This window comes from Mesorhizobium sp. M5C.F.Ca.IN.020.32.2.1 (assembly GCF_004023105.1).
Lineage (GTDB): Bacteria > Pseudomonadota > Alphaproteobacteria > Rhizobiales > Rhizobiaceae > Mesorhizobium > Mesorhizobium wenxiniae.
In genome coordinates, this window is the sequence record NZ_RZSX01000138.1 from 1 (window position 1) to 9,778 (window position 9,778).

The 9,778-nt window shown below is 62.8% G+C and carries 11 protein-coding genes; 3 read left to right on the forward strand and 8 right to left on the reverse strand.

All coding sequences use genetic code 11. From position 1 onward, the window contains the following. Together EOA86_RS09645 and EOA86_RS09650 are read left to right on the forward strand one after the other, a co-directional pair. Nucleotides 1-862 (forward strand): DEAD/DEAH box helicase (locus EOA86_RS09645; RefSeq protein ID WP_206629991.1); only part of this gene is annotated, 862 nt, incomplete at its 5' end. A 275-nt stretch (nt 863-1,137) separates the two neighbouring features. Next, nucleotides 1,138-1,836 (forward strand): DUF805 domain-containing protein, encoded by a 699-nt coding sequence (locus EOA86_RS09650; protein ID WP_128341377.1) that lies wholly within the window; start codon nt 1,138-1,140, stop codon nt 1,834-1,836. Nucleotides 1,837-2,255: 419 nt separating this feature from the next. Here the strand turns inward: EOA86_RS09650 and leuB are convergent, their stop codons facing one another. The 3 genes from leuB to EOA86_RS09670 all read right to left on the reverse strand — a co-directional run bounded on the left by leuB (nt 2,256) and on the right by EOA86_RS09670 (nt 5,634). Continuing rightward, nucleotides 2,256-3,359, reverse strand: coding sequence for a 3-isopropylmalate dehydrogenase (gene leuB, locus EOA86_RS09660; RefSeq protein WP_127211490.1), 1,104 nt, complete (start codon nt 3,357-3,359; stop codon nt 2,256-2,258). 268 nt (nt 3,360-3,627) lie between these two features. Beyond that, nucleotides 3,628-4,011 (reverse strand): RidA family protein, encoded by a 384-nt coding sequence (locus tag EOA86_RS09665; RefSeq protein WP_128341379.1) that lies wholly within the window; start codon nt 4,009-4,011, stop codon nt 3,628-3,630. Nucleotides 4,012-4,410: 399 nt separating this feature from the next. After that, nucleotides 4,411-5,634, reverse strand: a complete 1,224-nt coding sequence (locus tag EOA86_RS09670; protein WP_128341381.1) for an argininosuccinate synthase — start codon at nt 5,632-5,634, stop codon at nt 4,411-4,413. A gap of 191 nt (nt 5,635-5,825) precedes the next feature. On the opposite strand from EOA86_RS09670, the gene EOA86_RS09675 reads away from it, so the two are divergent. Beyond that, on the forward strand, nt 5,826-6,467 hold the full coding sequence (locus tag EOA86_RS09675; protein WP_128341383.1) for a LysE family translocator: 642 nt from the start codon (nt 5,826-5,828) through the stop codon (nt 6,465-6,467). Here the strand turns inward: EOA86_RS09675 and EOA86_RS09680 are convergent. The 5 genes from EOA86_RS09680 to EOA86_RS09700 form a co-directional block, all read right to left on the reverse strand. After that, complete coding sequence (locus EOA86_RS09680; protein ID WP_128341385.1) at nt 6,439-6,918, reverse strand: hypothetical protein; 480 nt, start codon at nt 6,916-6,918, stop codon at nt 6,439-6,441. The two genes, EOA86_RS09675 and EOA86_RS09680, sit on opposite strands and share 29 nt — an antisense overlap. Then, entirely contained in the window at nt 6,915-8,150 is a 1,236-nt protein-coding gene (rlmN, locus tag EOA86_RS09685) for a 23S rRNA (adenine(2503)-C(2))-methyltransferase RlmN (RefSeq protein WP_128341387.1), read from the reverse strand. The genes EOA86_RS09680 and rlmN overlap by 4 nt, the downstream gene beginning before the upstream one ends. A gap of 199 nt (nt 8,151-8,349) precedes the next feature. After that, on the reverse strand, nt 8,350-8,853 hold the full coding sequence (locus EOA86_RS09690; RefSeq protein ID WP_029349450.1) for an invasion associated locus B family protein: 504 nt from the start codon (nt 8,851-8,853) through the stop codon (nt 8,350-8,352). A 235-nt stretch (nt 8,854-9,088) separates the two neighbouring features. Beyond that, the gene (locus EOA86_RS09695) at nt 9,089-9,451 is read right to left on the reverse strand and encodes a YkvA family protein (RefSeq protein WP_029349448.1); all 363 of its coding nucleotides are present in this window, start codon (nt 9,449-9,451) and stop codon (nt 9,089-9,091) included. Between the two features lie 153 nt (nt 9,452-9,604). Further along, on the reverse strand, nt 9,605-9,778 hold a 174-nt coding region (locus EOA86_RS09700; protein WP_206629992.1), incomplete at its 5' end, for a 4a-hydroxytetrahydrobiopterin dehydratase.

Here is a 9,778-nt window from a genome sequence, read left to right on the forward strand (position 1 = left end):
GCACCGAAGCGGGCGGACGGGACGGGCGGGACGCAAAGGTGTCAGCGCGCTGATCGTGCCCAACAGTGCCCGCAGGCGCACCGAACGGCTGCTGCAAAGTGCCGGCCTTGCGGCGACATGGGCAAGCCCGCCTTCGGCCGACGACGTGCTGCGCCGCGACGACGAGCGCATCCTCGCCGACCCGGCCTTCAGCGAACCGGTGAAGGAAGAGGAGCGCGGCTTCATCAATGCGCTTCTCGAGCAGCACGGCCCCGAACAGGTGGCCGCCGCGTTCGTGCGCTTGTGCCGCTCCAGCCGCTCGGCGCCCGAGGATCTTCTTGACGTCGCGCCGTTCACGCCGTCGGGCGACAAGTTTACGCGCAGGGACGAGGCGCCCGGCCGCCGCGACGATTTCGGCGACAGCGTCTGGTTCTCTCTGTCGGTAGGACGCCGGCAGAATGCCGAGCCGCGCTGGCTGATCCCGATGCTGTGCCGGACCGGCGGGATCAGCAAGCGCGAGATCGGTGCCATCAAGATGCAGCCTGAGGAAACCTTCGTGCAGATCGCGGCGGATTGGGCTGACCGGTTTCTCCAGGCGATCGGCCCCGACCGCAAGCTGCAGAACAACATCGCTGTGAAGCGGCTGGACGGCACGCCCGACCTGTCGCGGGCCGGCTATCAGGAACCGCGACCCGACAAGAAGCCTCACCGCGGCAAGCGGACGTTCGACCAGAATGCGCCCAAATTCGAGAAGCGCACACCGTCAGCCGATCAGCGCGCTGCCGCGTTCGAGGCAAAGCCCTGGGCGGGGAAGTCAGCAAAGGCGAGGTTCGAAAAGACCGGACCCGCCAAGAACAAGAAATCGAAGAAGCGGCCGGCTTAGCGACGTGCCGGCATCGTTGGCTTGTCGTGGCCTGCAAGGGGCTGTCTTTCGCTCGATTCAGGTCTGCGCTGCCCCTCATCCGCCTGCCGGCACCTTCCCCGTAAACGGGGAGAAGCCCGCTGGGCGGCGCAGACTTCGACGGTTGGTCGTCTCCCAACACGAGTGGGGCGCTATCTTTTGTCTGAAGCGATTGCTTCCCCATTTCCGCGCATACCCCTTGCGATCTGCCGGAACTTTGAACAGTCTGGCGAGACGCGAATGGGGGTGGGCAGGACATGCGCGGCGAAGTTCTTCACTATGACGAGGACCAGGGCTTCGGTTTCATCACCGGAGCCGATGGCAACCGCTACACGTTCGCGCGCGAGGATCTGCGTCGAGAAGCGTCGATGGCCAGGGGCACGGCCATCGAGTTCCAGCCGGCTGGCGGACGGGCATGCGACGTTTTTTCGATCCGCGCCCAAACCGCCAGTCCGCCGGCCGCCGCAACCGCCGCCCCGGCTCAAACCGCCAATGCGCCCGGGGCGCCGCAACATTTCGGCCGTTCCGCTGGAAATGGTCCCGCCGCGGCTACCGGATTGTGGGATTATTTCTGGCGGGGCCTGACTGAAAATTACTTCAATTTCGCCGGCCGTGCCCGCCGCAAGGAATATTGGGGCTTCTGCCTGTTCTGGACGATCGCGCTGGTCGTGGTCGTCGGCGCCGGCCTCTTCATCGACGACACCATGGGCGATCCCGATGGAAGCGAATTGCCGGTGGTGACGGTCGGCCTTTGCGGAATCTTCCTGCTGGCGACAGCGCTGCCATGGATCGGACTGAACGTGCGTCGCCTGCACGACATCGGCTTGACCGGCTGGCTTTTTCTGGTGGTGTTCCTCCCGACCATCGGCTGGCTGATCATCCTGGTCTTCGCGCTGATCCCGACGCAGGCCCGTGAAAACCAATGGGGTCCGGTGCCGACAGGCGTCGGGATTTAGCCGAAAAGTGTATCTTGCCACTACATACAACTGTAGATAGCAATAGGCCGCGATTCAGGGAAGGCAATGCGCGGCACAGTGTACCGCTACAGGCAATGGCGGGAGAAAGCCGATCAACGCCCGACCGACACCCGCGTTGGCGGGCATTCTCGCGCCCGAAGAGGTCCTTGAGAAACAGCAGCCGCTCAAGATCAATGCCGGGATTGCGCGATCGCGACCGAGGCACCCCGCAGACATCGCCCTCGACGAAGGCGAGCGCAAAATGCGGATAGGCAGGGCTTTCGTCGCCGAGCCATTTTTTGCAGCCGATAGAGCGCGGTCGGCGTCGAGCGGCGGCAGCCGGTATTGCACCGCCATCTCATGAGCGCGAGTGCCGCCGGATCCCGGTCGTCGCCCAGCGGACGTCGACCGCCATGGGTTCAACCCAGGAACTTGGCGATGATCGCATCGCCCATCTCAGTGGTGCCGACTTCGGTCATGCCGTCGGACAAGATATCCCTGGTGCGCAAGCCCTGGTCGAGCACGGCGGCGATAGCGCTTTCCAGGCGGTCGGCTTCGGCGACCATGCCGAAGGAATAACGCATGCACATGGCGAAGGAGGCGATCATGGCAATCGGGTTGGCGATGCCCTTGCCTGATATATCGGGCGCCGAACCGTGCACCGGCTCGTAGAGCGCCTTGCGCTTTTTCGTTCTGGCATCCGGCGCGCCGAGCGACGCCGAAGGCAGCATGCCGATCGAGCCGGTCAGCATGGCGGCGATGTCCGACAGCATGTCGCCGAACAGATTGTCGGTGACGATGACGTCGAACTGCTTGGGCCAGCGCACCAGCTGCATGCCGCCGGCATCGGCCAACATGTGATCGAGCTTGACGTCGGCATAGCGCGCCTTGTGGGTCTGCGTGACGACCTCGTTCCACAACACGCCTGATTTCATCACATTGCGCTTTTCCATCGAGGTCACATGGTTGCGGCGTGTCCGCGCGAGCTCGAAGGCGACGCCCGAAATGCGCTCGATCTCGAACGTGTCGTAGACCTGCGTGTCGATGCCGCGCTTCTGGCCGTTGCCGAGATCGATGATCTGCTTCGGCTCGCCGAAATAGACGCCGCCGGTGAGCTCGCGCACGATCAGAATGTCGAGTCCCTCGACCACCTCCTGCTTGAGCGAGGAGGACGCCGCCAGCGCCGGATAGCAAATGGCGGGCCTGAGATTGGCAAACAGCTCCATGTCCTTGCGCAGCCGCAACAGTCCGGCTTCCGGACGCACTTCATAAGGCACCGCGTCCCATTTCGGCCCGCCGACGGCGCCGAACAGCACCGCGTCGGCAGCCATCGCCTTGGCCATGTCGGCATCCGAAATCGCCGCGCCATGCGCGTCATAAGCGCAGCCGCCGACCAGCCCCTCGTCGGTGATGAAGCCGCTACCGAGCTTGTCGTTCATGGCAACGATCAGCTTCTTCACCTCGGCCATCGCCTCGGGGCCGATGCCGTCGCCGGCGAGCAGGAGAAGATTTTTCGAAGCCATCAGAACCGTCCTAAACTGTGGCGCATGACCCCGAAATCGGAATCGATTTCGGAAAGGATCATGCGCAGAACCAAAATTCTACAGCGTCCTTTGCGCGTCCAAAAGGACGCGCGGCGCTGTCGTGAGCCGCGGTCTTGCTAAACGCCAAGCGGGCTATGCGCAAGCTCTGGTTCAGAGCATCTTGGCGATCCTCGTGCTCCATCAATCTTGCCGGACAGCGGGGCGCTGTCCAGCCGACATCGCGCAAGCTTCTGCACCGCCGCCACGCTCAGGCCGTGCGCTTGAGCGCCGTCACTTCGATCTCGATCTTCATTTCCGGCTTGTTGAGCTGGCAGACGATCATCGTCGCAGCCGGCCTGATGTCGCCAAAGGCTTCGCCGAGGATCGGAAAGACGATGTCCACGAAAGTCGCGTCGGTGATGTAGTAATGCGCCCGCACCACATCGGCCATTTCGAAACCGCCGTCCTGCAACGCCTTGGCGATCGTCGCCAGGCAATTGCGCGTCTGCGCCTCGACCGTCTCCGGCATCGACATGGTCGCATAGTCGTAGCCGGTCGTTCCGGAAACGAAACACCAGTCGCCCTGGACCACGGCGCGCGAATAACCGGCTGCCTTCTCGAAGGGCGAGCCGGTGGAGATCAGTTTTCGCATGGTTCCCTCGCACATTCTTGGGGCAATGTTGAGTTGAGCTGAAGAAGTGTCGTCCTGCCATGGGCCAGACGGTGCGGATCGCCAGTGCAAAAAGCGTGATAGGCATCGGGCCGACGCAGTTGGAAGCCGACCGGCAGCGAACGTCGATAGTTTTTCGGCGGCCAATTTCAGTGGCAAATCGCAAACTTTCGAGATTAGCCGAAACACCCCTCCCTTCGTCATCCCAGGGCGGAGCAAGGAGCGAAGCGACGCGGCGCAGACCTTGGGACGACGAAGATGTGGTGGGCCTAACGCTAATCGCGAGCGTTGGAGACTTGCGGCCGGAAGCCGATCGGCAGCGGTCCACAGTTCTTTCCAGGCCCAGTCAAAGAGCCAAGTCCCTCTGTGCAGAGAAACCGGCTAGCTTTTTCGACCAAGCGCCGCCAGCGTCCGCAGCCTCAGCGCATTGAGGCGGATGAAGCCTTCGGCGTCCTTCTGATCATAGGCGCCACGATCGTCCTCGAAGGTGACCAGCGCGTCGGAATAGAGCGTGTTCTTCGACTTGCGGCCGGTGACGATGACGTTGCCCTTGTAGAGCTTCAGCCGCACCGTGCCTTCGACATCTTCCTGGCTCTTGTCGATCATCGCCTGCAGCATCAGGCGCTCGGGCGCGAACCAGAAGCCGTTGTAGATCAGCTCGGCATAGCGCGGCATGAACTCGTCCTTGAGGTGGGCAGCACCCCGGTCGAGCGTGATCGATTCGATCGCTCGGTGGGCTGATATCAGGATCGTGCCGCCAGGGGTCTCGTAGACGCCGCGTGATTTCATGCCGACGAAACGGTTCTCGACAAGGTCTAGCCGGCCGATGCCGTTGTCGCGGCCGAGATCGTTGAGCGCCGCCAGCATCGTCGCCGGTGACAGCTTCTTGCCATCGAGCGCGATCGGATCGCCCTTCAGGAATTCGATTTCGATCTCGGTGACCTTGTCCGGCGCGTCCATCGGCGAGATGGTGCGCTGATGGACGAATTCCGGCGGCTCGCTCCACGGATCTTCCAGCACTTTGCCTTCGGAGGACGAATGCAGCAGGTTGGCGTCGACCGAAAACGGCGCGTCGCCCCTCTTGTCCTTCGGCACCGGGATCTGGTGCTGCTCGGCGAAGTTGATCAGGTCGGTGCGCGACTTGAACGACCAATCGCGCCATGGCGCGATGACCTTGATGTCGGGGTTGAGCGCATAGGCCGAAAGCTCGAATCGGACCTGGTCGTTGCCTTTGCCGGTGGCGCCGTGGGCGATCGCATCGGCGCCGGTTTCTTTGGCGATCTCGACGAGGTGCTTGGAGATCAGCGGCCGCGCGATCGAGGTGCCGAGCAAATAGGTGCCTTCATAGACGGCATTGGCGCGGAACATCGGGAACACGAAGTCGGAAACGAACTCCTCGCGGACATCCATGATACGGATGTCCTTGATGCCCATCATCTCGGCCTTGCGCCGCGCCGGCTCCAGCTCGCCGCCCTGGCCGAGATCGGCGGTGAAGGTGACGACCTCGGCGCCGAGCTCGGTCTGCAGCCATTTCAGGATGATGGAAGTGTCGAGGCCGCCGGAATAGGCGAGCACGACCTTCTTGACGGCTTTTGCTTTTGACATGCTGGGGGACATTGTTGGCGGTTCCGCGACAAGGGTTCTCGGCGGGCGAGGTATCACGCCAATTCCGGCTAGTGCAAGGGACGAAGGGTGCGACAGGCACGCTGGATCAGCTATTGCGCGGTCCAGTCTCTGGCGCAGGCACCCTGCCTGCGCTATAGGCTTCGCCGTCTTACGCCTCCAAAGGCCTGCCGATGTCCTTCATTCCCGACACCTCGACGCTGATCCAGTTCGCCATCGCCACCGTGATCCTGGCGATCACGCCGGGGCCTGATATGACGCTGTTCGTGTCGCGCACGCTGAGCCAGGGCCGCGCCGCCGGCTTTGCCTCGATGGCCGGCGCACTCTGTGGTACGCTGATCCACACGACGCTGGTGGTGGTCGGCGTCTCGGCGCTGATCGTCGCCTCGCCGGGGGCCTTTCTCGCGCTCAAGGTTTTCGGCGCCGGCTATCTCGTCTTCCTGGCCTGGCAGGCGATCACCAAGGGGTCGGCCTTTTCGCCGGAGAAGAAGAGCGGACCTGAGATTTCTCTGTTCCGCGCCTGGGCGGCAGGGCTCGGCGTCAATCTACTCAACCCGAAGATCATCCTGTTCTTCATGACCTTCCTGCCGCAGTTCGTCTCCGCCCATGATCCGAACGCGCCCGGAAAGCTGTTCTTCCTCGGCGCGATGTTCGTCGTTTTGTCGATCCCGGTAACAGCGCCGATGGTCTTTGCGGCAGAGAAATTCTCGACAGCGATGAAGGCCAGCCCGCGGGTGACGCGCGGCGTCGACTATCTGTTCGCCGGGGTGTTTTCGGCCTTCGCGCTCAAGATCCTGACCGCCCAGGCGAAATAGGGTTTCCGATTTCGCGCCAGCTTCCGGCCCAGCGCCCGGCGCTCAGCCAGTAGGAAATGCCGCCGACCATGCCGCAGCCGACCACGGCAGCGACGACGCGCGGATCGGTGATCTCGAAATTGGCATCGGCGGTCTGGTAGGCGAAGCCGAGGAAAACCGCAGCGACCACCGCACCCGCCAGCGCGTAGAACAGCCAGTCGCGCCGGCCGAAGATCTCGGAGACGAGGATGGCGATGGCCGCCGGCATGAAGGCGAAATAGGCGACGAACAGCGCGACGAAGGGAACGGAAAACCATAGCGAGGCCTGCGCCGCCGGTTGCGTCTCGTCCGTCATCAGCCCCAGCGACGCCAGAAACATGATGTTGAGGAAGGCGCTGGCCGCCAGCGCGGCGACGACATAGCCGATCAGGATGACGGCGAAGCGAATGAGATAGGCGACAAGGCGGTTCACGCCTCGCCGTGCCCCGCGATCATCATCGCTTCCAGCGCCAGCCGGTCGACCTTGCGCATGCGCTCGGACTCCGACTTGAGCTGGCCGCAAGCGGCGAGGATGTCGCGGCCGCGCGGCGTGCGGATCGGCGAAGCATAGCCGGCATTGTTGATGTAGTCGGCGAATTTCTCGATCGTCTCCCAATCCGAGCACTGGTAGTTGGTGCCTGGCCACGGGTTGAACGGGATCAGATTGATCTTGGCCGGAATGCCCTTGAGCAGCCTGATCAGCCCCTTGGCGTCCTCGATCGAATCGTTGACGTCCTTCAGCATCACATATTCGAAAGTGATGCTGCGGGCGTTCGACAGGCCGGGATAGGCGCGGCAGGCGGCGATCAGCTCTTTCAACGGATATTTTTTGTTGATCGGCACCAAAAGGTCGCGCAGATCGTCGTTGGTGGCGTGCAGCGAGATCGCCAGCATGACGCCGATCTCCTCGCCGGTGCGCAAGATTTCCGGCACGACGCCGGAGGTCGACAGCGTGATGCGTCTTTTCGATAGGGAAAGCCCGTCGCCGTCGGACGCGATCAGCAGCGCCTTCTTCACCGCCTCGAAATTGTAGAGCGGCTCGCCCATGCCCATCATGACGACGTTGGACACTTTCCGACCCTCGGCCGGCACGATGGCGCCGTCCGGCGTGTCGCGGTCGGGGAAATCGCCGAGCCGATCGCGGGCGGTCAAAAGCTGGGCGAGAATTTCCTCTGATGTCAGGTTGCGCACCAGCTTCTGCGTGCCAGTGTGGCAGAAGGAGCAGGTCAGCGTGCAACCGACCTGCGAGGAGATGCAGAGCGTGCCGCGGCCTTCTTCGGGAATGTAGACGGTCTCGATTTCGACCGGCCGGCCGGCGCCGCGCGGCGGAAAGCGAAACAACCATTTGCGCGTCCCGTCGGAGGAAATCTGCTCCTCGACGATCTCGGGCCTGGCGACGGTGAAATGCTTGTCGAGCTCGGCGCGCAAATCCTTGGATATGTTGAACATGCTGGCAAAGTCGGAGACGCCGCGCACATACATCCAGTGCCAGAGCTGTTGGGCGCGCATTTTGGCCTGGCGCTCCGGCACGATGCCTGAGGCAACGAGGGCTGCGCCAAGCTCGGCCCGGGTCAGGCCGATCAGCGACGGTTTTTCGGCCGGCGTGGCGCGGGCGCGCAACGCGTCACGGGCGCCCTCGGTGGTAAGGTCGAATGAAAGGGTCATTGTTGCGCCAATATAAGCGATTTGCGGCCGATTACAGCATCGTGCTGGAAATGAAGCGCGGCGCATAGCACAGGTTGATGGCCGAGTCATGGGTGGCGGCGGCGCAAGGCCCGCCGCGATGTGGCCGCCGACGGCGTTTTAAAGAGCAGAAAGCCGGGCTTGCCGCCCGGCCCTTACTCAAACTTTGCTTCGCCTATGGCTATTTGCACCTGGCGATGGACGACAGCGCCGCCGAAATGCCTTTCAGCGAAAAGACATAGGTAGTGGTGTTGCCGCGGCCGGATTTCGCCTGCACCCTCATGTCGCTGCCGGACTTCATCGCGGCGATGAGCACCGGCTCCTCGGCGGCATTCTCGACCCAGGCCGACTTGCCGCGGGTGAACATCGAAAAGCTCTTGCCGTCGATGGTGACGGTGGCCTTGGAGTTTTCCTGGAAATTGTAGCCGGCGATGAATTGCGGTTCATAGGACACCTGTTGTCCCGGCCGCTGGCTGACGAAGAAGAACATGTCGCCATGGTCAAGCGTCGGCGGCTGCTTGTCGGTCGGCACGGTCAACACGTAGCAAACCTTGCCGCCCGACGCCTGGTAGCTGTAAGTGCCCCAGGCATTGTGCTGGCCGATCTTGGTCGCCGACTGCGCCAGAGCCGGCGCTGTCACGGCCACCAGCACCAGGCTCGAAATTGTAGCAATCAATCCGCGCATCGCTTTTCCCATATATGGTGCGGAAGCAGGCCGGCTCGGCGTCCTGCCCGTCGCTTCATTTTGATTTAATCTGGGTTACCAAACGGTGAACTTCCCTTCAGGAAAAGGAGATCCACCCAGGAAACCGCCGCCATCCTTGCGCCCGTCGCTCCAAAAGCGGCAGTTGCAACGTCCCTTTCGCGACTTGGATGCCACGAAAGCGGCAAGAGTTTGACTTTTCTGCCTTATCGCCGGCTCAGCTGTTGTCGGCAATCGCCTGCTTGGCGGCGCGCCGATGCGCCGGTGTGATATGGGCTTTGACGGTGGTGATCGCGGCGGTCAGCACCGCGATGTCGTCGGTAAAGCCCAATCCGAAGACGAAGTCGGGGATGACGTCAGCCGGCAGCACGAAATACCCGAGCGCCGCCACCAGGATGCCCTTGGCGCGCAGCGGCGTGTTCTTGTCCATGGCGCAGTAGTAGGCGGCGACCAGCTCTTCCATGAACGGGATCTGCCGGGCAGCCCTCTTGGCCGTGCGCCAGAATTTCTCGCGCACTTCGCTCGCATCGCCCGCCTTGCCGCCAAAGCCGAAGAAATCAAAACCGGATTTTTGCGCCATCAGTCTCTCCTTGCCGGCCGTCGCGTGGCTCCACGCGCGACCTCGAATGGAAATGTGGTGAAACCAGAACCGGGCTGCAAGATGCTGTCTTTCATGCATGTCATTAGCTAAGCAACTCGGGTCGAGCCCCGGGACAGGCTTTGGTGCATTGGCTCAGCCGTCGAAATAGCGGTCCATCGTCCTGGCCAGTTCGAAATCGAGCGCCGTGAGGCCGCCGGCATCATGGGTGTTCAGCGTCACGCTCACGGTCTTGTAGACGTTCGACCAGTCGGGGTGATGGTCCATCTTCTCCGCCGCCAGGGCGACGCGGGTCATGAAGGCGAAGGC

Excerpts from the sequence above, each read along its gene's own strand:
- rlmN (WP_128341387.1), bottom strand. The coding sequence starts at position 8,150 with ATGACCCTTTCATTCGACCTTACCACCGAGGGCGCCCGTGACGCGTTG.
- leuB (WP_127211490.1), bottom strand. The coding sequence starts at position 3,359 with ATGGCTTCGAAAAATCTTCTCCTGCTCGCCGGCGACGGCATCGGCCCC.
- EOA86_RS09650 (WP_128341377.1), top strand. The coding sequence starts at position 1,138 with ATGCGCGGCGAAGTTCTTCACTATGACGAGGACCAGGGCTTCGGTTTC.
- EOA86_RS09690 (WP_029349450.1), bottom strand. The coding sequence starts at position 8,853 with ATGCGCGGATTGATTGCTACAATTTCGAGCCTGGTGCTGGTGGCCGTG.
- EOA86_RS09675 (WP_128341383.1), top strand. The coding sequence starts at position 5,826 with ATGTCCTTCATTCCCGACACCTCGACGCTGATCCAGTTCGCCATCGCC.
- EOA86_RS09695 (WP_029349448.1), bottom strand. The coding sequence starts at position 9,451 with ATGGCGCAAAAATCCGGTTTTGATTTCTTCGGCTTTGGCGGCAAGGCG.
- EOA86_RS09665 (WP_128341379.1), bottom strand. The coding sequence starts at position 4,011 with ATGCGAAAACTGATCTCCACCGGCTCGCCCTTCGAGAAGGCAGCCGGT.
- EOA86_RS09670 (WP_128341381.1), bottom strand. The coding sequence starts at position 5,634 with ATGTCAAAAGCAAAAGCCGTCAAGAAGGTCGTGCTCGCCTATTCCGGC.